Genomic DNA, 23,381 nt, shown 5'->3' on the forward strand with positions numbered 1-23,381 from the left:
ACACCCGCTCACCGCACACGGGCACTCCCCGAAGGCGATATGGTTTTCCCGTGGCCGGTACGTCGCCGGAAACACGCGGAAGTGGCTCAGTGGTAGAGCATCACCTTGCCAAGGTGAGGGTCGCGGGTTCGAATCCCGTCTTCCGCTCGGAGTTCAATCTCCTGGTGGAGTGGCCGAGAGGCGAGGCAGCGGCCTGCAAAGCCGTCTACACGGGTTCAAATCCCGTCTCCACCTCGGTCGCTGGACAGCGGACCCTCCCGGGTCCGCTAAAGTTAAGTGTGGCACCACGCGGAAGTGGCTCAGTGGTAGAGCATCACCTTGCCAAGGTGAGGGTCGCGGGTTCGAATCCCGTCTTCCGCTCGGAGTTCAAGTAACTCGATAAGGACGATTAGCTCAGCGGGAGAGCGCTTCCCTGACACGGAAGAGGTCACTGGTTCAATCCCAGTATCGTCCACCAGGCTCCATAACAGATCAGGCCCGACTTGAGTTAAAGCCCTAGATCACGGCACATGCCGGGATCTTGGGCTTCTTGTCGTTCCGGGGCGACCATGGCTGCTATCAGCACCGGCGGCGACGGGGTGCCGTCGGCCACGCGTGAGACTCGATCACAGGTATCGACGCCGACCCCCTGATGGTTCGGACTGGCCGCTATCTGCTCCGGTCGCCGGGGATCGCCGGAGCAGCAGTGGCTGGATGACGTGCAGAAGATAACCGCCGGCGCCGACCACCGCCGGAGCAGCCTTCGCCGCTGCCAGCTACGCTCAGGGAACGAGGATGATCTTGCCGAGTGCGGTGCGGTTGGCGGACTCGGACAGCTCCATGGCGGCGGCCACCTCGGCGAGCGGGAAACGAGCGGCGATCTTCGCGGTGAGCCCGCCGTCGCGCAGCAGCCCGAAGACGTGCGAGAGATCGGTACGCGTGCGTATCAGGAACGCCTCGCGCTTGGCCGAGCCAGGCTTTCCGGCACCCGCCCAGATGTCGTAAAAGCTCGCGTGCCTGCCAGTGGGCAGGTAGTTCCAGAACGCGAGCTTGCTCAGCAGCACCAGGAAGCTGAGCAACACGGGACTCTTGTCGTCAAGTTTGCTCGCGATGCTGTACGAGACGAGCGTCCCTGTGTGGCTGAGCAGCCGGTACGAAAGGTCGACGCTCGCGCCGCCGAGGTGGTCGAACACAGCGTCCACGCCGCCGGGGGCCAGCTTCCGTACTCTGGCCGCCAGGTCGGGGTCGCGATAGTCGATCGGCTCCGCCCCCAGCGCCTTGAGCGCCTCGTGATGTCGCGGACTGGCCGTGCCGATCACCCGAGCGCCCGCCTGCCGGGCGAGTTGCACCAGGATGCTGCCCACACCGCCGCTGGCACCCAGCACGAGTACCGTCTGCCCACCCCGTACCTTCGCCCGGCCATGCAACATCTGGTAGGCCGTTATCCCGTTGACGACCAGCGTCTCGGCCTCGTCGGCGGCGATACCGTCGGGCACCTCGACCAGTTCGGCAGCCGCCAGCAGGACAACTGTGGCCCAGGCGCCGGTCTTGGTCAGCGCGGCGACCCGCCGGCCGACCAGCGCGGGATCCACGCCAGGCCCGGCGGATTCGACGATGCCGACGAGATCGTAACCGGGCACGAACGGGAACTTGGGCTGGCCGTAGTAGCGGCCCCGGCGCATCGCGCTCTCGGCGAACGACACGGCGGTCGACTCGACGCGCACCATGACTTGACCGGCGGCGGGCTGGGGCAGCGCCCGCTGAACCAGCCGCAGACCCGACGCTTCGACCTTGCCCGGCAGGACCACCTCGGTAGTGGTCACCGTCGCCTCGGCGGCTGGGTCCGTCCCTGTCATAGTCGGCTCCTGGGTTCGCAATCATGCATCGCACAGTTAATGACCGTAACTATGCACCTGTGCGTTGAACTGCGTCAACCAATAACTATTGAGGTAGCCGTGTCCGAACCGCCGCGTCCACCGTCCGCCGCCGCCCGGCGCGTGCACCTCCGCAGCGGGCGTGACTACGCGTAAAGTCCGTTATTCTCCATTGCAAGCATGCCTATCCATCAGTAATCGCACGGTCGTTACACTGCGATGATGAGTAACGAGCCGCAGGCGATGAATCGGCGTGAACGACTGCGAGCACAGACGCTCCAGGAGATCAGGGACGCCTCGTTCGAGATCATCGACGCGGACGGCATACACGCGCTCTCGATCGCCGCGCTGGCACGAAGCATGGGGATGTCCGCGCCTGCGGTCTACCGCTATTTCCCGTCGCGCGACGCGCTGATGGCGCACCTGACAACCCTGGCCTACGAGCAACTGCTGGCGGCGATGAGTCAGGCCGTGGCCGGCGGCAGACGGGCGCCACACACGCGGGTGCGGCTACTGGTCGCCGCATACCGAGACTGGGCGCTGCGACACCCACGGCGCTACGGGATGCTGTTCGGCGAGCGGACCGCCGACCTGCCCGGCGAGGCCGGCACCCGAACCCCGCTGGATCACGCTATGGCGCTGCTCATCGACCTGCTGGTCGCCACGTCGGGCAGCTCACCGACGGAGAGCGCCGGCGGCGACCAAACCCTGGACGGGCAGCTACGGTCATGGGCCCGCATACAGGGGCGGCCGGACATCAGTCCCCGCGTCGCCAGTGCCGCCATCCTCATCTGGACCCGAGTCCACGGGATCGTGAGCCTCGAACTCACCGGAATGCTCGACAACCACCCCCTCGACGCCCAGCGGCTGATCCGCCTCGAGATCGACGGCGCCCTCCAGCAACTGGCCCCAACGTAAGAGCCTGCGGCCCAACGGGGTGGACTGGAACCGGTCTCGCAGCGGCGAACTGGGGGTGAGCGGGCCATCGCCGCCGTATGAGCGCGTTGACCTGAGCTCCGGGCTGCTGATGCTGATCTGCGGCGATGTCATCCGTCCCGGCCTGGGCTGGATGCTCACCCGCCCCCAAAAGCACCTGGCTCCGGTCATGGCCGAGGTCCGCGAGCTCGAGGGGTTTGCGAGACTGGCCCGATCGCCAGGAGCAAAGATCATTGAGCACTGAAATCGCACATACAACTCGCCTGCGGTGACATTACTGTGAGCGGATGAATGAGGAGTTGACGCCGCAGGTGTTCTCGAATCGCTGGGCTGACGCCGTTGGTTCCGGCGGCCAGGGTTCGCCTCGTGATCTCTGCGGGTGCATCGAGCAGACCAGCACCAAGCCGCAGCGAACGACCCGCTTCCACCGAGAACACCAGGACACCACGGCGCCCGGATGGATCCGCCTTCTCGAACTGATTGAAGAGGCAGCAGCCGACAGACGGGAGGTCTTCAAGCCGCTGGTCGAACTCACCGCGGAACAGCGGCGCCAGGTCGTCACGCTCCCGCCGACCATCGCCGAACTCACCTCGGTGAAGCACCTCGTGCTCTACGGCAGCAATTTGGTGCGTATCCCGCCTGAGATCGGCGCTATGCGAAGCCTCGAGGAGTTCACCCCGTACACCTCCTACCGCCTGCACTGGTTCCCGTACGAGATCACCCGGTGCCCCAACCTACAGCGCAGCACGGTGAGCACCCGCGCCCTCTACGGCAACTACAAGCGGCGGCCGCCCTTTCCGCTGTTGTCAGCCGCAGCGGCCAGCACCCAAGGCGTTGGCCTCGAAGACCTAGACCCCGGTGTGTGGGGTGCCGCCGCGATCCGTACGTGCAGCGTTTGCGATCAGCACATCGAAGGCGTGAACCTCCGCCAGGTCTGGATCTCCCTATGGACGTCGGGCGCTGACATTCTGCCCTTGCTGGTCAACGCCTGCTCGACGACATGCGTCGAGGCGCTTCCCGTGCCTGCCGAAGGCTACGTCCAGATGCCGCACACGGGCGGACCAAGCGTCGAGCAGCCCTCAGCCGGCCAACGGCCTCGCTGACGTGGCGCGGGCCCAGCAGAAGCCCGTAGTTCAGGGGCCACGGGCGGCATGCGGCCGTGGGCCTTGGCATCCCCACTACGCGTGGTGATCGATAAACTCGCGAAGGTGGGCTGCCGCGTGGCCGTCAACCAAGATCGAGAACAAGTTCAAGAAGTGTGCGTCAAACGCCCTTCAGAACACGATCCAGTGCCGCCCGGCCTGCGGGTCCCCAGTGCGGCTTGCCGCCGGGAAGGCCCCGATCTCCATTCTGCCCCATGAGCATCAGGAAGAGGCTCTTCATAGCGGCCAGCCCGCGGGCGCGCCGGAGACAAGTCCGCTCCCGCACCGGCTCGGGGGTCACCGGCAGCTCAGGCCGACCGTAGGCAAAAGGGGTGTCCGGCCGGGCTGGCGTAGACTCTGCCGCCTTTCTCGGATGCGGGGTCGACGTCGTCCGTGGGCAGCAGTCGGCGCGCACCCGCCTCGAGCGCCAGCCTGTCGGTGGTTACGAGGTCGTCCGTCGTCAGATCGACGTGTATCTGCTGCGAGTTGCCCTGTGGCCACGTCGGGGGGACATGCCCCTGGGCCCGTTGGATGACGAACATAGGGAACCCGTCGGCCCGCAGGAAGTGGTGAGTTGCGGTCTTGGCGATCGAGCCGCCCAGCAGCCGGTGCCAGAACGCGCTCTCGGGCTCCAGTTCGGCGGCGTACAAGCCATGGCCCACGTGATCGCCGGCGCACTCCTAACCTGACGAAGCGCTACGACCACCGATACCCAGCGGTGGCGACGAACTGCTCTACCGAGCTCTAGTCGGCCTTCCGGACCTCGAGTGCGTCAGCGGCTGTCTCCAGTGCGGCGAGGTGCTCGTCGACCGAGCGGAGTCCCGCCCGCATGGTGTTGATGGCGACATGAGTGGCTCCGGACTCCTGCCACCGCCGGGCGGCCTCGCGCAGTTCCTCCGCGTCGCCCGTCCAGCTGACCCGGCCTTCCATGCCGAGCGTGGCGGGGTCGCGGCCCGCCTGCGTGGCGGCCTCCGCGACCATGGCCTTGGCCTCATCGAGTTTCGGCCCCGGGGACATCTGCGGGAACCACCCGTCGGCCAGGCGTCCGGCGCGGCGGTACGCCGGGGGTGACTGCGCGCCGAACCAGACGGGGATCGGCCGCTGCACTGGCAGGGGCGCCAGCCCCGCGCCGGTCACCCGGTCGAAGGTGCCCTCGAACGTGAGCGACGACTCGGTCCACAACCGGCGCAACAACGCGACCTGCTCGTCGATGCGCTTGCCCCGGGTGCTGAAGTCCTGGCCGAGGGCTTCGTACTCCACCTGGTTCCAGCCCAGTCCCACGCCCAGCCGGAACCGGCCGGTGGTGAGCAGGTCGACCTCCGCCGCCTGCTTGGCCACCAGGGCCGTCTGCCGCTGGGGCAGGATGATGATGCCCGTGACGAGCTCCAGCGAGGTCAGCGCGGCGAGGTAGCCGAACAGGACCATCGGCTCGTGGAAGGTGGTCCGCACGTCGTAGGGGCCGTCCCAGCCCTGGTGGACCGCCGGATCGGCGCCTACGACGTGGTCATAGGCCAGTACATGCCGGAAACCGAGCTCCTCCACCCGCTGTCCGTAGGCCCGTACGGCGCCCACGTCGGCGCCGAGTTCGGTCTGGGGAAAGACGACACCGATCCGCATGCATGGCTCCCGTCAAGATCCGGCGACTCCCGAACATCATCGTGTACCGGTGTCGATCATCCAAATACGACACAGGAGTCGCCGGTCCTCGACGGTCAGTCCACCTCCGCGACCGCCCGGCCGAACTGGGCCGAGTACAGCCGGGCGTAGGCGCCGTCCGCGGCCAGCAGCGACTCGTGCGTGCCCTGTTCGACGATCCGCCCGTTCTCCATGACCAGGATCAGGCTGGCGTCGCGGATCGTGGACAGCCGGTGGGCGATCACGAAGCTGGTACGCCCCTCGCGCAGCGAGCTCATCGCCCGCTGGATGAGCACCTCGGTCCGGGTGTCGACCGAGCTGGTGGCCTCGTCCAGGATCAGGATCGCCGGCTCGGACAGGAACGCGCGGGCGATCGTGATCAGCTGCGTCTCTCCCGCGCTGACCGTCGCGCCCTCCTCGTCGATCACCGTGTCGTAGCCGTCGGGCAGCGTGTGCGCGATGCGGTCGACGTGGGCGGCCTCCGCGGCGGCCTCGATCTGTTCGCGCGTGGCGCCCTCCGCCCCGTAGCCGATGTTCTCCGCGATCGTGCCGCCGAACAGCCAGGTGTCCTGCAGCACCATGCCCATGTTGGCGCGCAGCTCTTCCCTGGACATCTCCGTGATGTCGACGCCGTCGAGCGTGATACGGCCGCCGGTCACCTCGTAGAAGCGCATGATGAGGTTGACCAGCGTCGTCTTGCCCGCTCCCGTGGGGCCGACGATGGCCACGGTCTGGCCGGGTTCGACGGTAAGCGACAGGTTCTCGATCAGCGGCCGGTCCGGATCGTAGCGGAAGGAGACGTTCTCGAACGCCACACGGCCCCTGACCTGCTCGGGGCGCGCGGGCTTGGCGGGCTCCGCGGACTGCTCCGGAGCCTCCAGCAGCTCGAAGACCCGTTCGGCCGAGGCGACACCCGATTGCACCAGGGTCGCCATGCCGGCCACCTGGGTCAGCGGCTGGCTGAACTGCCTGGAGTATTGGATGAAGGCCTGCACGTTGCCCAGCGAGATCGAACCCGAGGCCACGTTGAACCCGCCCACCACGGCGACCAGCACGTAGTTGAGGTTGCCGATGAACATCATCGCCGGCTGGATGAGCCCGGAGATGAACTGGGCCCGGAAGCTGGAGTTGAACAGGGCCTGGTTGTGCTCGTCGAAGGCCTCGGCGACCTCCTTCTGCCTGCCGAACACCTTGACCAGCGTGTGCCCCCCGAACATCTCCTCGATGTGGCCGTTGAGCTTGCCCGTCGAGGACCACTGCTTGATGAACTGCGGCTGCGACCGCTTTCCGATGACCGTGGTGACGTAGACCGACAGCGGCACGGTGACCAGCGCGATGATCGCCAGGATCGGCGAGATCCAGAACATCATCACCAGTACGCCGACGACCGTCAGCACCGACGAGATGAGCTGGCTCATCGTCTGCTGCAGCGTCTGCGCGATGTTGTCGGTGTCGTTGGTGGCGCGGCTGAGGATCTCGCCGCGCGGCTGGCCGTCGAAGTAGCTCAGCGGCAGCCGCGCCAGCTTGGCCTCGATCCGCTCACGCAGCCGGGACGCCGCCCGCTGCACGACGATCGTGGTCAGCCGGAACTGCACGATCCCGAGCAGCGCCGCCACCAGGTAGAGCGCCAGCACCCAGCCCAGCACCTGGGCCAGCGCGGTGAAGTCGATGCCCTGGCCGGGCACCACGCTCATCGCCGACACCATGTCGGCGAACGTGCCCTGGCCCCTGGCGCGCAGCCCCGCCACGGCCTGCTCCTTGGTGATCCCGGCGGGCAACTGGGCGCCGATGATGCCCGAGAAGATCAGGTCCGTGGCGTGGCCGAGGATCTTGGGACCCGTCACGGTCAGCGCGACGCTGGCCGTACCTAAAGCCAGGATGACGGCCAGCATCGCGCGCTCGGGGTGCAGCAGCCGCAGCAGGCGGCGGAACGAACCGCCGAAGTCGTGCGCCTTCTCGGCCGGCCCGGACATCATCCGGCCCGGCCCGAAAGCGGGCGCGGGGCGGCGCGCGGGCGTCGGGGTGGTCATGAACCCTCCTTCCTTGATCGCAGAACGCTTGATCGCAGAACGCTTGATCGCATAACGCTTGATCGCAGAACGCTCGGTCGCATGACCAAGGTGCTGTGCGAGTCGATGAGTTCGGTCATGCCGCGGCCTCCTGTTCGGTGAGCTGAGACAGCACGATCTCCCGATAGGTCGGGCAGGTCGCCATCAGCTCGGCGTGGTCGCCGCTGCCGACCACGCGGCCGTCCTCGAGTACGAGGATGCGGTCGGCGTCGCGGATCGTGTTGACCCGCTGGGCCACGATGACGATCGTGGCGTCGGTGATCTCCTCGGCCAGCGCGGCGCGCAGCCGGGCGTCGGTGGCGTAGTCGAGGGCGGAGAAGGAGTCGTCGAACAGGTAGATCTCGGGCCGGTGCACCAGCGTCCTGGCGATGGCCAGGCGTTGGCGCTGGCCGCCGGAGACGTTCGTGCCGCCCTGGGCGATCGGCTCGTCCAGGCCCTCGGGCATCGCCTCGACGAACTCGCGGGCCTGCGCCACGTCGAGGGCCTGCCACAGCTCCTCGTCGGTCGCGTCCGGCCTGCCGTAGCGCAGGTTGGAGGCGATCGTGCCGGAGAAGAGGTACGGCGACTGCGGGACCAGGCCGACCGCCCGGGAGAGCACGGCCGGGTCGAGGTCTCGTACGCTGACGCCGTCGACCAGCACCTCGCCGGCGGTCGCGTCGAACAGGCGCGGGATGAGGTTGAGCAGCGTCGTCTTGCCGCTGCCCGTACTGCCGATGATCGCGGTGGTACGGCCCGGCCGCGCCGCGAAGCTCACGTCGCACAGCACCGGCTCGTCGGCGCCCGGATAGCGGAAGTCCACCGACCGCAGCTCCAGCTCACCGAGATGACTCTCCGGGGCGACGGGGGTGGCGGGCGGGTGGACGGTCGGCTCGGTGTCGAGGACCTCCTCGATGCGCTCGGCGCAGACCTCGGCCCGAGGGATCATCATGAACATGAACATCGCCATCATCACCGACATGAGGATCTGCATCAGGTAGGAGATGACCGCGGTCAGCGCGCCCACCTGCATGCTCCCGTCGGCGATGCGATGGCCGCCGAACCACACCACGGCGACGCTCGACACGTTCACCACCAGCATGACCGTGGGGAACATCAGCGCCATGAGCCGCCCGACCCGCAGCGACACGTCGGTCAGCTGGGCGTTGGCCACCGCGAAACGCTCTCGCTCGTGCCGGTCGCGGACGAAGGCCCTGATGACCCGGATGCCGGTGATCTGCTCGCGCAGCACCTGGTTGATCCGGTCGATGCGCTCCTGCATCGTGCGGAAGAGCGGACGCATGCGCATCACGATCAGGCCCACGATGACGAGCAGCACGGGCAGCACAATGAGCAGCAGCGACGACAGCGCCACGTCGTGGCGCAGCGCCAGCACGATCCCGCCGACGCACATGATCGGCGCGGCCACCATCATCGTGAACGTCATCAGCACGAGCAGCTGGATCTGCTGCACGTCGTTGGTGGTGCGGGTGATCAGGGACGGCGGGCCGAACCGGTTGACCTCCTGCGCGGAGAAGTCCTGGACCCGGTGGAAGATCGCGGCTCGTAAGTCCCGGCCCAGGGCCATCGAGGTCTGGGCGCCGTAGTAGACGGCCACGACTGAGCAGATGATCTGGATGAGCGTCACCCCGAGCATCACCAGCCCGACGCGTGCGATGTATCCGGTGTCGCCCTTGACGACGCCGTTGTCGATGATGTCGGCGTTGAGGGTGGGGAGATAGAGCGTGGCCAGTGTCTGCACGAACTGGAAGAGGACGACGAGCGTGATCTCTTTCCCGTACGGCCTGAGCTGTGCCCGCAAGAGACGGAGCAGCATCAAGAAGTGCTTTCTGTCGAAGGAGTGGGGGAAGGCCGCAGGAGCAGCCCGTCGAGCAGAACGGAGACGATCTCCGCGTCGTCCATGTCGCCGAACTCGCCGCCATGGCCGAAACCGCGATGCGCGCTCACCGCGACCAACATGAGCAGCAGCTGTGCCGTGGCCTCGGGAGAGCGGCGCAGCCGGTCGCGGTCGGGCTCGAGAAGAGCGGAGACCGCGGCCAGTATCTGACGCCGGCTGTCCAACATCCGCTCGCGGAACTCGACGTCGTCGACCATCAGCTCCTTGGGCCCGGTGATGAGGTTGGCGTTGGCGTTCATTCCGGCCCGCAGCATCGTGACCGCCTCGCGCAGCCGCGCGCGCAGCTCGGTCGTCGTGCCGATGCCGGTCAGCGCGGCCACCGCTGATTTCGGGTCGAACGCGCTCATCAGCGCCGCCCGCACCAGCGAGGCCTTGTCGGGGAAGACCCCGAAGATCGTCCCCTCGGCCACGCCGGCGGCCTCGGCGATCTGGCGAGTGCTCACGGCGGTGCCGAATTCGCGCAACAGGGGCAGCGTGGCGGCGATGAGTGTGGCCCGACGCTCTTCTGGCGCCATGGCCGGCACCCTTCGCCTCTTCGTCATGCGGACGATCCTAATGAGCGAGTACTCACTCGTTCAAATGGTTTTTGGCCAAACCCCTTGGTGCGGCGTCACGCGACCGGTCTCGGTCCCAGTGACGGTCCATGGTGGCTGGGGTCCTTCTGGAGAGACCCCCTGCGGGGGGAGAGAAGAAGACGGTCCGTCACGGCTGGGGCCGTTGGGGGATCCTCCTCCGGGAGTGGAAGAAGGCGGTCCGTCGTGGATGAGGCCCTAGGAAGGGGCTTCTTGCACGTTTTGTGGGACTCGCCGGGGTAGTGGAGGCTTCGGAGAGTTGAGGAAACATTGTGGAGATCGAACGCAAGTACGATGTCAACGGCCCCGCCGAGATCGCCATCGAGGACTTCGCCGGCCCGGACGGCAAGGTCACGGTGGACGAGCCGGAGACGTGGCGGCTGGTGGCCGACTATGTCGACACCCCGGCCCTGACGCTCGCCGCCCACGGCATCACCCTGCGCCGCCGCCGGGGCGGCCAGGACGCCGGATGGCATCTCAAGTTGCCGGTGGCCAAGGGGGCCAAGCGGGAGGTGCACGCGCCGCTGGGCGCCGGTGTGCACCAGGTGCCCGCTCGGCTGACCGACCTCGTCGCCGCCCATCTGCGCGGGCGCGACCTCGTCCCGATCGCCACCCTCCGGACCACCCGCACGACACGCAAGCTGCGCGACCAAGAGGGCCGGGTGCTGGCCGAGGTCAGCGACGACGTGGTGGAGGGCCGCCGCCAGAACGCCGACCGGCCGCCCATCTCGTGGCGCGAGATCGAGGTCGAACTGGTGGACGGCCGCATGGACGTACTCGATGCCGTCGAGAGCAGGCTGCGTGACGCCGGGCTGGCGCCGTCGCCGTCCGGCTCCAAGCTGGCGCGCGTGCTGGGCGCCGACCTGCCCTCGGAAAGCGGCCGCAAGGACGGGCGGAGCGCCAGGGCGGTCCTGATCGCGTACGTGCGGCGCCAACGCGGGCAGCTGCTCGCCAACGACCCGCTGGTACGCCTGGCCGACCACGACGACGACTCGGTGCACGAAATGCGCGTGGCCCTGCGGCGCATCCGCAGCCTCCTGCGCACCCACGCGCGGCTGCTCGACGGCGACCGGATCGGCCCGCTCGACGCGGAGCTGAAGTGGCTGGCCGCCGAACTGGGCACGGTGCGCGATCTCGAAGTGCTCACCGCCCGATTCGCCCGCCGCCTCGCCGACCAGCCCGCCGGCGGTCCCCGGGAGGCGGAATGGCCTGCCGTGCTGGCCGCGCGCGAGCACAAGGCCAGACGGGCACTCAAGAAGACGCTGCGGACACCGCGTTACTTCGCCCTCCTGGCCGCCGTCGACGATCTCATCGCCGACCCGCCCTTCCACGGCAAGGCGAACCGCCGGCCCTCGGCCCTGGTGGCCAGGAGCTGGCGCAAGGTCCTGGCCAAATACGCCAAGGCCGAGCGCCTGCCCTTGGGCGCGGAGCGTGACCAGGCCCTGCACGCCACCCGCAAGGCGGCCAAACGCGCCCGCTACACCGCCGAAGCCGCCACCGACGTACTCGGCAAGCCCGCCGCGAAGCTCGCCAAGCACGGCGAACGACTGCAGGACGCCTTCGGCCGCCGCCAGGACGCGCTGGTCGCCCAGCAACAGCTCACCCAGCTCGCCACCAGGGCGAACCTGTCGGCGGCCGACGCCTTCACCCTCGGCCTGCTGCTCGCCGAGGAACGCCACGAGGCCGCCGAGGCGTACCGCGCCCTCGCGCCGATCTGGAAGAAGGCCGCCAAACCCAAGCTCCTGCGCGCCCTCGCGAAATAGTCAGTCACGCGAATCGGGAGGCTCCCCGTCCGCGGCTCGGGTCCGGTCGCCGACCCACACGGCGATCTGGGCGCGTGAGTTGAAGCCGAGCTTGTTCAGGATGTGCTCGATATGTCCCTCGGCGGTGCGCGGGGCGATCACCAGCGCGGCGGCGATCTGCTTGTTGGTCATCCCCTGGGCGACCAGCTGGGCGATCTCCGTCTCGCGGCGGGTGAGCCGCGCCGGCTCCGCCTTCGCCGCCTTCTCGCCCTGGGGCGGCTCCTCCTGGAGCGCGTAGCCGAGCGCCTCGTCGTAGGAGAGCCGGGCACCCCGCTTGAGCTCGGTGTCGAAGGTCGCGTCCCCCAGGGCCGCGCGCGTGCGGCTCTCGCATTCGTCGTGGTAGCGAACCAGGTGCCCGTACCCGGACAACGGCGCACCGATCGAACTCCAGACCGTCTTCAGGATGCCCAGCAGCCGGGCGGCCCTCGTGTGGTGATGCTCCGTCTCGGCGATCCAGGCCAGCACCTCGAGGTTGACCCCGACGCCCAGCGGATCGTCGAGCGAGCGGTTGAAGGCCAGGCTCTCCTTCTCGAGTTCGGTCGCGCGGCGGACGTCTCCCTGCCGCCACACCTCCACACCGAGCGCCATCATCGTGTACGCCTTGTGCCACCCTTCCCCAAAGGTGTCGCACACGGCCAGGCAGTCGTCGCCCAGGGCGATGGCCTGCGACGAGTCACCCAGGTAGGAGTGCGCGAGGGACAGCCGGATGAGGGCCAGGGCGAGACCCACGGGGTTCTCGGTGCTGCGGTGCCGTGCCGCGGCCTCCTCGTACAGCTTGATGGCCGTTTCGGTGTCGCCGCGGTACATGGCGATCATGCCGGAGTAGAGCGCGACGTACCCGCGGACCAGCTCGTCACCCAGCCGCTCCCCCAGGATCCGGCTCTCCTCCAGCATGGTCGAGGCGGCGGTGATGTCGGCCTGGATGATGGCCAGCCAGCTGTTGGCCCACAGGGCCCTGGCGCGTACCTCGCTCGGCTCGGTGTCCAGGGCCAGCCCTCGGTCCAGCCAGCGCCGGCCCTCGCCGAGGTAGTAACTGGTGATCCAGTGGTAGAGCAGGTCGGCGGCCATGCCCAGGCCGGCCCTGATCTCCGCCGGGTCGCCGTAGAAGCTGTCGATGGCGGTGCGCAGGTTGGCGTGTTCGAGCTGCAGCCGGTCGAACCAGGCCACCTGCGAGGGGCCGAACAACTGCGCGTGGGCCCGCGCCGCCAGTGCCCGGTAGTAGGCGCGGTGTCGCCGTTGCAGCGCGTACTCCTGGCCCGAGGCGGTGAGCCGTTCGCGGCCGTACTGGCGGATGGTGTCGAGGAGCCGGTATCTCACTACCCGGCCATGCTCCTCCCGGAGGAAGACGGACTTGTCGACCAGGGCCATCACCAGGTCGATGATCTCCTCGCGGCTGATGCCGTCGCCGGAGCAGACCGCCTCCGCCGCCTCCAGGTCCAGCGTGCCGGCGAACACCGACGCGCGCTCCCACATCTGCTGTTCCCGCTCCGAACAGAGGCCGAAGCTCCAGTCGATCATCGCGCGCAGCGTCTGATGGCGCGGCAGCGTCGCCCGCGAGCCTGCGGTGAGCAACCGGAACCGGTCGTCCAGCCGGTCGTGGAGCTGCTGGAGCGACAGCGCCCGCAGCCGCACGGCCGCCAGCTCGATGGCGAGCGGCAGCCCGTCCAGCCGGCGGCAGATCCCCAGCACGAGGTCCTGGTTGTCCTCGGTGACGGCGAACGTCGGCAGGACGGCCCGGGCCCGCTCGGTGAACAGCCGCACCCCGTCACACTGCATGAGCGCCTCGGCGGATATCCCCGGGCGGTCGGAGTCCGGCAGCGGAAGCGTCGGCACGGGCAGCATCTGCTCGCCGCTGATGCCCAGCGTCTGCCTGCTGGTGGCCAGGATCCGCAGCTCAGGGGCGGCCCGCAGGAGCATGTCGGCCACCACGGCGCACTCGTCGACCAGGTGCTCGCAGTTGTCGAGGATCACCAGCGTCTGCTTGTCGCGCAGGTGGCCGATGAGCACCTGCAGCGGCGGGCAGACGGTGTGGTCGCGGATCTCCAGGGCCTCGGCCACGACCTGGGCCAGCAGTTCCGGATCCTCCAGGGAGGCGAGCTCGACCAGCCACACGCCGTCGCGGAACGCCCGCCGCACCTCGAGCCCCACGCGCAGGGCCAGCCGGGTCTTACCCACCCCGCCTACGCCGATCAGCGTCACCGTCCGGGACGCGGACAGCAGCGTTTTGACCTCGGCCACCTCGTGCCGACGTCCCACGAAACTAGTCACCTCGGCCGGCAGCCACCCACTCCGCTGCCGCCGGGACTCCCCTGTTGCCATGACGCGCCCTCGTGCCGGCTCGGCCAAGCAGGTCACCACCGTGCTGAATCCGGGCCCTTAACTACCTAGGTTATGCCCAGACCGTTTTCCGGTGCACAGCGTGATGAAGTGGACATAGCCTGGTGGTGAGTGATGGCGCGATTACAGCGGCGCCACAAGGCAGGATGGACGCGGAGGTGACCGGTTCTCCGGAACATCGGCGGGTAGACGGACCCGGCATCGTGGGGCGTAGGCATGAGATGTCCGCTGTGCGGCGAATGTTGGGCCATAGCCGGTTGCTGACCCTGACGGGTACCGGTGGAGTCGGCAAGACCCGGCTGGCCGTGCAGGCGCGCGAGGCCCTGCGCGGGACGTTCGCACACGGGGTCGAGCTGGTCGAGCTGGCCACTCTCGAGGATGGCGACCTTCTGGAGTCGGCCGTGGCCACGGCACTGGGCCTGCGTGAGCTGGGCCCCTGCTCCATGACCACGCTGGTCGACTACCTGGCCGACAGGCGGATGCTGCTGGTGCTGGACAACTGCGAGCACCTGCTGGAGGAGTGCGCCCTCCTGGTGGACCGCATGCTGCGCGGCGCCCCGCGGCTGCGGATCCTGGCGACCAGCCGGCAGGCGCTCGGTGTCTACGGCGAGCAGGTGCTGTACGTGCCGCCGCTGACGACATCGGATCCCGGCGAGGCGGTACGCGACATCGCCCGCCACGACGCGGTCCGCCTGTTCGCCGAGCGCGCGGCGCGGGCACGACCCGGGTTCACGGTCGACGCGGCCAACGCCGCGACGGTGGCCCGGCTGTCACAGCGCCTGGAGGGGATCCCGCTGGCGATCGAACTGGCCGCGGTGCGGCTGCGCACGACGCCCGTGGAGCAGTTGCTGCGTGAGCTGGACGAGCACTTCGAGGCGCCGGTCGAGGGCGCCCGTTCCGTCCTGCCCCGGCACCGGTCGCTGCGCGCCACCCTGGACTGGAGTTTCGGACTGTGCTCGGCGGCCGAGCAGCGGCTGTGGAGCAGGCTGTCGATGTTCGCCGGCGGCGTCGCGCTGGAGGCCGCGGAGGCGATCTGCCCCGGAGCGGAGATCGACAGGGAAGATGTCGTCGATCTGATCGCCGGCTTGGTGGACAAGTCCGTACTCATCGCGACAGAGCGCGACCCCGGGGTGTACTACCGCATGCTCGACAGCATCCGCTCGTACGGCCGTGAGGAGTTGTCCCCAGCCGAGGCGAGAGCGCTGGGCCGGCGATACGTCGAGCATTACCGGGGTGAGGTCGAGCGGCACCGGTTGGATCGGCTCTCTCCTCATCAGCCCGAGGGGTTCAGGGCCCTGCAGCGTGAGCTGCCCAATCTGCGCGTCGCGCTCGACCTGTGCTTCGGCCGGACGGGCGAGGCGTCCGTGGGGCTGGAGATCGCCTCGGCGCTGTGGGTCTTCTGGATCATCGCCGGCTCTCTCACCGAGGGCCAGCACTGGCTGGAGCGTGGCCTGCGGCTCGTGCCGGAGGCGAACTCCGCCCGGGCCCACGCCCTGTGGGTCGACAGCCTGCTCGCTCTCCATCAGGGCGACCTGAAGACGGCCCTGCCGCAGCTTGAGGAATGTCAGATCCTGGCCCAGCGACTGGGTGACGAGTCGGCTCTCGCGTTCGCCACCCAGGTCTCGGGCATCGCCGCCTTCTCGGCAGGAGAGCCCCGGCGAGGTCTCGCGCTCCTGGAGGAGGCCCGCGCCGGACACCTGGCCGGTGGAGACGTCGACGCCGCCGCCGTCAACCGGTTCTACGCCGCCGCCTACGGCGCGGCCGAGGCCCCGGAGCTCAGTATCACCCTGGGCGACTGGTTCCTCGCACTGTCGGACGCCCGGGGCGCCCAGCTGTCGCGCGGATACGCGCTGTTCGCCCTGGGCATGGCCGCGTGGAACCAGGGCGACTGGCGCAGGGCCGAGGCTCTGATGAGGGAGGCGGCCGAGTTGAGGAACACGCTCAACGACCGGTGGGGCCTCACGCAATGCCTGGAGGTGCTGGCCTGGACGGCCTGCGCGCAGGGCCGATACGAACGGGCGGCGACGATACTCGGCACCGCGCATCCGCTGTGGCGGGCGATGGGCGCCTCACCGACCCGGCTGTTTCCCCACGTACGGGGCCACGAGCAGTGTATGGCGCGCGCCCACGAGGAGCTGGGCGGGCGGGCGTTCGCGGCGGCCTTCCGCCAAGGGGCGCGGCTCGGGCTGAAGCGGACGATCACGTACGCGATCGAGCGGGCCGACGGCGAGTGACCCTCGCCAGACCCTCTCCTGGCCCTCGCCGACAAGGCGGGACGCCGGGACCGATCTCAGCGGTGACCCGATCGGCTCCGGCGTCCCTCTGTTCAGGGGGTTCCGTAATGATCGTTTATTCAGTATGGCAACCTCCGTCCTGATGGCGTCCGCAGATCTGGCCGATCATCTCTGGTGCGGATAGGACTTTTGCGGACACGGATCTGGCGCATGGACTCTCTCTCGTAACCTTTCCGGATCGTGGGCGAGTGGGCCCGGGTTTCAGCACTGGGGCGCGCCGACAGGCAGTTCGCACCAGACGACCTTTCCCCGATGGGTGCGGATGCTTCCCCAGCAACACGACAGTGTGTCGACCAGGTGCAGACCGTGCCCCCTCTCCTCGTCCGGGCGGGGTGTACGCGCCTGAGGCAGTTCGGGATTGGCATCCTCGACCTCGAAGCGCAGCAACCCGTCCTCAGCGGAGAGGCTGAGATCGACGGTCCCTTTCACATATTTCAGTGCGTTGGTGACCAACTCGCTGACCAGCAGTTCGGCGACCTCACCCTGGCCGTCGAAGCCCCATTGGGACAGCAGCGCACGTGTCAGGTGGCGTGCCTTGGGCACCGAGCCGAGCTGGTGTGGGAGCCTCCATGAGGCAGCCCGCCGCGTGTCGGCTGGACAGTCGTTCTCGACCCTGGCCGCGAACCTGTGTCGCTCATGTGCACCATCCCCTTGCGACGCAGACCCCATCCCTGCTCCAAGCAGTAGGTGGCGAAAGATTTCGCCTCGCGGTCGGGAACGAAGGGGGGTGGACTTGGGGGGCTGATGCTTGTACATGGCTCGCAGCCTCGATCCTCACTTCCAGCGGAATTGGTACTTTGGCGACAAGCCTTCCTCACACCTCGGGATGACGAGAGGTGAGAAATCCCCATACGACTACCTATTTCGACTACGTAGGTAGTCCCCGGGACACCTACCTACTCGACCGGCTGATCATGCTCAACCGGTAGCTTTCTGTAGTCATACAGTTACGTTAGGTAGTTTTGGCTGATGGGCATCGGTGCAGAGGGTCCACTCCTGATCGAAAGGAAGCCGATGCGCATCCCCTCCCTCGCGGCGTCATCGCTGGCCCTCGTGCATCCCGATGAGGCGTGCGGCGCCTTCCTGCCCGGCTGCTTCTTCTGCCCCTGGACGTCCAGGCTGGTCCGCGAGGTCCCCGCCCCCTGAGAAGCGGTCCCCCAAGAGCCACTCCCCGCACCACCGAAACCTCCGCGGTCACGCCCGCGGAGGTTTCGGTGTGAACGGGCCCCTCAGCTTCGTTCGGCAGAAACTTGACCATGGTCACGAAAGCGCCTTACGTTCGAGCGGTGAATCTCACAGGGAAAGCAGCCGTCGCCGGCCGTACCGACTCCTGGTACGAGGACCCGGGAACCTCTGGACGTCCGGCATGAACGTCGAGGAGCTCGTCGCGATCGACGTCCACACGCACGCCGAGGCGTCCAAGGACGGCCACGGCTCGCTGAGCCCGGAGCTGTTCGGCGCGTCGGCGGAGTACTTCAAGGGGCACGCGCGGCCGGGCATCCCCGAGATCGCCGCCTACTACCGCGAGCGGAAGATGGCCGCGGTCGTGTTCACCGTGGACGCCGAGCACGCCACGGGTCACCCGCGCATCTCCAACGAGGAGGTGGCGGAGAGCTGCGCCGAGCACGCCGATGTGCTGATCCCGTTCGGCAGTGTGGATCCGTGGAAGGGACGGGCGGGCGCCCGTGAGGCGCGCAGGCTCGTCGAGGAGTACGGCGTGCGCGGCTTCAAGTTCCACCCCAGCATCCAGGGCTTCGCGCCGAACGACCCGATGGCCTACCCCCTCTATGAGGTCATCGAGGAGCTCGGGGTGCCCGCGTTGTTCCACACCGGGCAGACCGGCATCGGCGCGCGGGTGCCGGGCGGGGGCGGGATCCGGCTGAAACACGGCAATCCGATGCTGGTCGACGACGTCGCCGTGGACTTCCCCGAGCTGCGGATCATCCTGGCCCATCCGTCCTTCCCCTGGCAGGACGAGGCGCTCGCGGTGGCCACGCACAAGCCGTACGTCTACATCGACCTGTCCGGATGGTCGCCCAAGTACTTCCCCCCGCAGCTCGTCCAGTACGCGAACACGCTGCTCAAGGACAAGGTGCTCTTCGGCTCCGACTACCCGGTGATCACCCCCGACCGCTGGCTGGCCGACTTCGCCAAGCTCGACATCAAGCCCGAGGTCCGTCCGATGATCCTCAAGGACAACGCCGTGGGCCTGCTCGGGCTCCGTCCATGACCCCTGATCATGGGCGCCTCTAAATCATATTAAAGATGTCCATATACATAAAAAGGCGATATAGCGCCTTTTCGCCCCGTTTGTCATCATTAAGACAGAGCCAGTTTCGGACAGGTAAGCTTCCCGCCCAGCATCGGTCCTAATTTTCTGACCTGCCATTTTACGAAGACGCTTCAGGACGCTTATATTCCCGCTGGTTCCATACCAGAAGTCAGGAAGCCCAGAAAATATTGCGGGTCCGGCCCGAAATATGATCGGTTACGATCGTGAGAAATTTTCTCATCGTGGGCGGCGGGGTGGCCGGCGCGAGCGCGGGATACTTCCTCGCCGAGTTCGGCACCGTGACGCTGCTGGAGATGGAGCACGCTCCCGGCTACCACGCGACCGGACGGTCCGCCGCGCTCTTCTCGGAGTACTTCGGCAACCCGGCCGTACGAGCGCTCACCACGGCGAACCGGTCGTTCCTCACCACGCCACCGCCCGGTTTCGCGGACGGTCCGCTGCTGACCCCGCGCGGCGTGCTGACGCTGTGTCCCGTAGGTGCGGAGGAGCAGTTCGCCGAGATGCTGGCCGACGGGCTGTCGGCCCCGACTCCGGTCCGTGAGATCGACCACGATGAGGTACACCGGCTCTGCCCGATCGTGCGGTCCGGCTGGTACAGCCGCGCCATGCTGAAACCCGGGGCGATGGACATCGACGTGGACGCGCTCCACCAGGGTTTTCTCCGCGGCATTCGGGCGCGTGGCGGCCAGGTGATCACGTCGGCGCGGGTGCGGAGCCTGTCCCGGCGGGGCGGGCTCTGGCACGCGGCGACCGACGCGGGCGAGTTCGCCGCGCCGATCGTGGTCAACGCGGCCGGGGCGTGGGCCGACGAAGTGGCCGGGCTCGCCGGGGTCCGGCTCATCGGCCTGCGGCCGCTACGGCGCACCGCCTTCCTCACCGACCTGCCCGAAAGCGCCGACCTGCCTCAAGGCGCTGGCCTGCCCGAAGACGCCGACCTCCCCCACGGCGTCGGCCCGGCCCGGTGGCCGATGGTCACCGACGTGGCGGACTCCTTCTACTTCAAGCCCGAGTCGGGACGCCTGCTCGTCTCACCCGCCGACGCGACCCCCATGCCGCCCGGTGACGTCCGTCCCGACGACCTCGACGTGGCGATCGGCGTGGAGCGATTACAGCGGGCCACCACGTTGGAGATCCGCAGCGTCCGCCACGCGTGGGCCGGCCTGCGTAGCGTGGTGGCGGACGACACGCCCGTGGTCGGCGAGGCCCCGGACACCCCGGGCTTCGTCTGGCTGGCCGCGCTCGGCGGTTACGGCGTGCAGACCGCGCCCGCCGTCGGCCGGATCGCCGCCGCGGCGGCGACGCGCACCCCGCTGGACGTCGCGTACGACCACCTCTTACCGGAACGCACTCATCTGGAACGGCCTGGAACGCCTACGAGTAGAACGGCATTCCTAACGGAGAGGTGGAAATGACCGGACAGCCGACCGGCAACGACCAGGAAGGGTCCCAGAGGCAGCAATCGGCCCCTTCCCCATTATCGATCGAATCCCAGAGCTTCGCCGGCCGAGCGGTCGACTTCGGGGCGTTCCGCCCGATCTCCGCGCTGATCGAGGAGCAGACCGACCGTCATCCCGAGTGCCCGGCGGTGTCGTTCGAGGGCCGGATGCTCACCTATCGGCAACTGGACGAACTGGTGAACGGCCTGGCGGCCACACTGACCAGGCACGGTGTGGGCAAGGGCGACGTGGTCGCGGTCCTGCTGGTCAACTCCCTGGAACTGCCGGTCACGTATCTGGCGCTGATGAAGCTGGGCGCGGCGTTCGTACCGCTGGACCCCTCGTGGCCGGAGGACCGGATCCGCGGCACCTTCGGAGTGCTGCCGGGCGGGCCGATCCTGTGCGCCACCGCAGACGCGCTGCCACGGGAGTTACGGCACCGCGCGGTCACCGTCGAGGTCGACCGGATCGTCTCGTCGCCCCGGCGCCCGGCGGTGCCCGTGGGCCCCGATGACCTGATCTACGGCTATTTCACCTCGGGCACCACGGGCACGCCGAAGTGCGCGATGAACCGGCACGCGGGGCTGACCAACCGGCTTCGCTTCATGACGCGTTACTTCGCCGCGACGGGCGCGGACGTCGTCCTGCAGAACAGCAGGCACACCTCCGACTCCTCGCTCTGGCAGCTGTTCTGGCCGCTGACCACGGGCGGTCACACCGTGCTGCCCGTACAAGAGGAGTTCCTCAACCTGCGGCACACCATCGACCTGATCGCCGAGTACGGCATCACGACCGCGGACTTCGTCTCCAGCGTCTTCAACGCGCTGGTCGCCATCGTGGACAGCGACGAGCAGGCGCTTCGGAAACTGGCGTCGCTGCGACGGCTCGTCGTCGGCAGCGAGGCGGTCAACCCGCGCGCGGTGCACCGGCTGATGACACTGCTCCCAGGCCTCAAGGTGACCAACGGCTATGGTCCGACGGAGGCGTCCATCGGGATGGTCTTCCACCCCGTGTCCGCGGCGGACGGGGACACGATTCCGCTGGGCCGTCCGATCGACAACTGCTATGCCGTGGTGGTCGACGACGACCTGCGCCCGGTGCCGCCCGGCACCACCGGCGAGCTGGCCATCGGCGGCGAGTGCCTCGGCGAGGGCTACTTGGGCGACGCGGCGGCCACCGCCAAGGCGTTCGTCCCCAACCCGTTCCCGGAGATCATCCCCGGTCCCCGGCTCTACCTCACCGGCGATCTCGGTCATCTGGACCACGAAGGCCGGCTGTTCTTCTCCGGACGCAAAGACTTCCAGGTCAAGATCCGCGGCGTCCGGATCGAGCTGGGCGAGATCGAGGTGGCCGCCGAGAGGTGCCCCGGGGTCCGGCAGGCGGAGGTCCTGGTGGCCGAGCAGCGAGGCACGAAGGCGCTGGCGCTGTTCGCCTCCGGCGCCGGCCTCACCGAGGCCGCGCTCAGCGAGCACCTGCGCCGCACTCTGCCCAGGACCAGCATGCCCCGCTACTTCTTCCTGTTGCCGGAGATGCCGCTGAACGACAACGGCAAGGTCGACCGCGGCCGGCTCCAGGCGGTCCTCGACGGCAGGCTGGCCGAGGACACCGCCCGGCTGGCCGAGAGCGCGCCGACCACGAACCTGGCCGACCAGGTCCTGCGGGCGCTGCGCTCGGCGCTCGGCCGGCCCGGCCTGACGGGCGACGCGCACTTCGCGGAGGCGGGCGGCGACTCCATCCAGGCCCTGTCCGTCGTGCACATGATCACCGCGGAGTGCGGTGTGCGGGTCGACGTCAAAGATCTGTACGACCACCCGACCGCGAACGAGCTCACGCCCCTGATCGAGGCCCGGCGGCGCGACGGCGTGGCCATCGAGGACGAGTCCGTGCTCATGGCCCACGACTCGACGGTGCCGGAGGGCGAGCCCATCCGGCCCGCCGACAGGTCGGGCAGGCTGCGGACCGTGCTGGTCACCGGGGCGACCGGCTTCGTCGGCAGCCGCCTGGTCCATGAGCTGCTGGCCCGTACCGACCTGCGGGTTCGCTGCCTCGCGCGGGCCGCCGACGACGCCGGCGCGACCGCGCGGGTCGTCGGCGCGCTCCTGGAGCGGGGTCTGTGGGAGCCGCGGTTCGCCGACCGGCTGGAGGGGTACGCGGGCGACCTGGCGTTACCTGGCCTCGGGCTGACCGCCCGGACCTGGGAGCACCTGGCGCGTACGTGTGACCTGGTGCTCCACAACGGCGCACTGGTGAACTTCCTGTTCGACTATCGCGCCCATCGTCAGGTCAACGTGCGCGGCACCATCGAGCTGGTCCGGCTCGCCATGGCCTACCGGCCGGTGCCGTTGCACTATGTCTCGACGCTCGGGGCGCTCCAGGACGAGGCGCTGCGGCACGACGACCGCCTGCCGGAGGACTACGAACCGGCCCTCGCCAGGACGCCGGCCGGCGGGTACGGCCGGTCCAAGTGGATCGCCGAGCGCTACCTCGCCGAGGCCCGGCGCCGGGGCGCGCTGATCACCGTCCTGCGGCTCGGCGAGGTGATGCCGAGCGCCGACAACGGATATCCGAATCCGGTGGCTTTCACCCATCTGTTGCTGTCGGCCTTCCTGCGGCTGGGGGTCATGCCCGAGGTCGCCACGCGCTCCGACTACACCCCGGTCGACTATGTGGCGGCCCGCGTGGCGGCGGCGGTGTGCGACGACGGCGCCTGGGGCCGTACGCTGCACGTCTTCCGCGCGGAGAGCGTCAGCTTCGACGATGTCCTGCCGCGCGCCGGCGCGGTCATCGCGCCGATCCCGTGCGGGGACTTCGTGACGCTGGTCCGCGAGGCGGGCCGGGCCACCGCCGATCGCGAGCTGGCCGCCCTCGCGTCTCTCCTGCCCGCTCCGGAGGGCACGAGCGAGGACAAGCTGAAGCGGGCCTTCGCCAGCCTGCTGACCGACAACCCCGCACTGTTCCGAAAGGACGAATGCCGCCGGCTGGAGCAGCGCTGGCAGCTCGACGACGGCGGCCTGGACGGCTCGATCACCGCGTACCACGCCCGGCTGGCGAGCGGGAGCGGGGACGGTCGCGCGGTGAAAGGACGCCCGCTGATCACCACGCGACAGAGAGGCTAGGG

The 23,381-nt window shown here is 68.6% G+C and carries 16 protein-coding genes and 4 tRNA genes; 12 read left to right on the forward strand and 8 right to left on the reverse strand.

Annotated elements, in window-relative coordinates:
- Window positions 1–75 precede the first annotated feature (75 nt).
- From AB0L53_RS24435 to AB0L53_RS24450, 4 genes are all read left to right on the forward strand, one after another.
- A tRNA-Gly gene (locus tag AB0L53_RS24435) sits at window positions 76–147 on the forward strand.
- Between the two features lie 16 nt (window positions 148–163).
- A tRNA-Cys gene (locus AB0L53_RS24440) sits at window positions 164–234 on the forward strand.
- A gap of 54 nt (window positions 235–288) precedes the next feature.
- Window positions 289–360: transfer RNA gene (locus AB0L53_RS24445), tRNA-Gly, on the forward strand.
- Between the two features lie 22 nt (window positions 361–382).
- A tRNA-Val gene (locus tag AB0L53_RS24450) sits at window positions 383–457 on the forward strand.
- A 304-nt stretch (window positions 458–761) separates the two neighbouring features.
- Here the strand turns inward: AB0L53_RS24450 and AB0L53_RS24455 are convergent.
- Complete coding sequence (locus AB0L53_RS24455) at window positions 762–1,835, reverse strand: medium chain dehydrogenase/reductase family protein (protein ID WP_363997878.1); 1,074 nt, start codon at window positions 1,833–1,835, stop codon at window positions 762–764.
- 261 nt (window positions 1,836–2,096) lie between these two features.
- On the opposite strand from AB0L53_RS24455, the gene AB0L53_RS24460 reads away from it, so the two are divergent.
- Window positions 2,097–2,771 (forward strand): TetR/AcrR family transcriptional regulator, encoded by a 675-nt coding sequence (locus AB0L53_RS24460; protein WP_363997881.1) that lies wholly within the window; start codon window positions 2,097–2,099, stop codon window positions 2,769–2,771.
- A gap of 305 nt (window positions 2,772–3,076) precedes the next feature.
- Window positions 3,077–3,892, forward strand: a complete 816-nt coding sequence (locus tag AB0L53_RS24465) for a hypothetical protein (RefSeq protein ID WP_363997884.1) — start codon at window positions 3,077–3,079, stop codon at window positions 3,890–3,892.
- 347 nt (window positions 3,893–4,239) lie between these two features.
- On the opposite strand, the gene AB0L53_RS24470 is transcribed toward AB0L53_RS24465, so the two are convergent.
- The 5 genes from AB0L53_RS24470 to AB0L53_RS24490 form a co-directional block, all read right to left on the reverse strand.
- Entirely contained in the window at window positions 4,240–4,593 is a 354-nt protein-coding gene (locus AB0L53_RS24470) for a VOC family protein (RefSeq protein ID WP_363997887.1), read from the reverse strand.
- Between the two features lie 82 nt (window positions 4,594–4,675).
- Window positions 4,676–5,548, reverse strand: coding sequence for an LLM class F420-dependent oxidoreductase (locus tag AB0L53_RS24475; RefSeq protein ID WP_363997890.1), 873 nt, complete (start codon window positions 5,546–5,548; stop codon window positions 4,676–4,678).
- Window positions 5,549–5,643: 95 nt separating this feature from the next.
- The gene (locus AB0L53_RS24480) at window positions 5,644–7,596 is read right to left on the reverse strand and encodes an ABC transporter ATP-binding protein (RefSeq protein WP_363997892.1); all 1,953 of its coding nucleotides are present in this window, start codon (window positions 7,594–7,596) and stop codon (window positions 5,644–5,646) included.
- A gap of 115 nt (window positions 7,597–7,711) precedes the next feature.
- Window positions 7,712–9,448 carry an ABC transporter ATP-binding protein gene (locus AB0L53_RS24485; protein ID WP_363997894.1) on the reverse strand — a complete coding sequence of 579 codons (1,737 nt, stop codon included), beginning with the start codon at window positions 9,446–9,448 and terminating at the stop codon, window positions 7,712–7,714.
- Window positions 9,448–10,071 carry a helix-turn-helix domain-containing protein gene (locus tag AB0L53_RS24490; RefSeq protein WP_363997896.1) on the reverse strand — a complete coding sequence of 208 codons (624 nt, stop codon included), beginning with the start codon at window positions 10,069–10,071 and terminating at the stop codon, window positions 9,448–9,450. The genes AB0L53_RS24485 and AB0L53_RS24490 overlap by 1 nt, the downstream gene beginning before the upstream one ends.
- Before the next feature lie 302 nt (window positions 10,072–10,373).
- Here AB0L53_RS24490 and AB0L53_RS24495 point away from each other — a divergent pair, with 302 nt between their 5' ends.
- Window positions 10,374–11,864, forward strand: a complete 1,491-nt coding sequence (locus AB0L53_RS24495; RefSeq protein WP_363997899.1) for a CYTH and CHAD domain-containing protein — start codon at window positions 10,374–10,376, stop codon at window positions 11,862–11,864.
- Here AB0L53_RS24495 and AB0L53_RS24500 read toward each other — a convergent pair whose 3' ends face one another.
- Window positions 11,865–14,159 (reverse strand): LuxR C-terminal-related transcriptional regulator, encoded by a 2,295-nt coding sequence (locus AB0L53_RS24500; protein WP_363997902.1) that lies wholly within the window; start codon window positions 14,157–14,159, stop codon window positions 11,865–11,867. It abuts the gene before it with no gap.
- Between the two features lie 338 nt (window positions 14,160–14,497).
- Between AB0L53_RS24500 and AB0L53_RS24505 the strand changes: the two genes are divergently transcribed.
- Window positions 14,498–16,474 (forward strand): LuxR family transcriptional regulator, encoded by a 1,977-nt coding sequence (locus AB0L53_RS24505; protein WP_363997905.1) that lies wholly within the window; start codon window positions 14,498–14,500, stop codon window positions 16,472–16,474.
- A 261-nt stretch (window positions 16,475–16,735) separates the two neighbouring features.
- On the opposite strand, the gene AB0L53_RS24510 is transcribed toward AB0L53_RS24505, so the two are convergent.
- The gene (locus tag AB0L53_RS24510; protein WP_363997908.1) at window positions 16,736–17,290 is read right to left on the reverse strand and encodes an ATP-binding protein; all 555 of its coding nucleotides are present in this window, start codon (window positions 17,288–17,290) and stop codon (window positions 16,736–16,738) included.
- Between the two features lie 258 nt (window positions 17,291–17,548).
- Here AB0L53_RS24510 and AB0L53_RS24515 point away from each other — a divergent pair, with 258 nt between their 5' ends.
- The 4 genes from AB0L53_RS24515 (at window position 17,549) to AB0L53_RS24530 (ending at window position 23,379) form a co-directional block, all read left to right on the forward strand.
- Window positions 17,549–17,680, forward strand: coding sequence for a hypothetical protein (locus tag AB0L53_RS24515; protein ID WP_363997911.1), 132 nt, complete (start codon window positions 17,549–17,551; stop codon window positions 17,678–17,680).
- A 220-nt stretch (window positions 17,681–17,900) separates the two neighbouring features.
- The gene (locus AB0L53_RS24520; RefSeq protein WP_363997914.1) at window positions 17,901–18,764 is read left to right on the forward strand and encodes an amidohydrolase family protein; all 864 of its coding nucleotides are present in this window, start codon (window positions 17,901–17,903) and stop codon (window positions 18,762–18,764) included.
- Window positions 18,765–19,030: 266 nt separating this feature from the next.
- The gene (locus tag AB0L53_RS24525) at window positions 19,031–20,239 is read left to right on the forward strand and encodes an FAD-binding oxidoreductase (protein ID WP_363997917.1); all 1,209 of its coding nucleotides are present in this window, start codon (window positions 19,031–19,033) and stop codon (window positions 20,237–20,239) included.
- Window positions 20,236–23,379: an amino acid adenylation domain-containing protein gene (locus AB0L53_RS24530; protein ID WP_363997920.1), complete on the forward strand. Its 3,144-nt coding sequence runs from the start codon at window positions 20,236–20,238 to the stop codon at window positions 23,377–23,379. Before AB0L53_RS24525 ends, AB0L53_RS24530 begins: the two co-directional genes overlap by 4 nt.
- The last annotated feature ends 2 nt before the right edge of the window (window positions 23,380–23,381 follow it).

Source organism: Nonomuraea sp. NPDC052129 (genome assembly GCF_040680095.1).
Lineage (GTDB): Bacteria > Actinomycetota > Actinomycetes > Streptosporangiales > Streptosporangiaceae > Nonomuraea.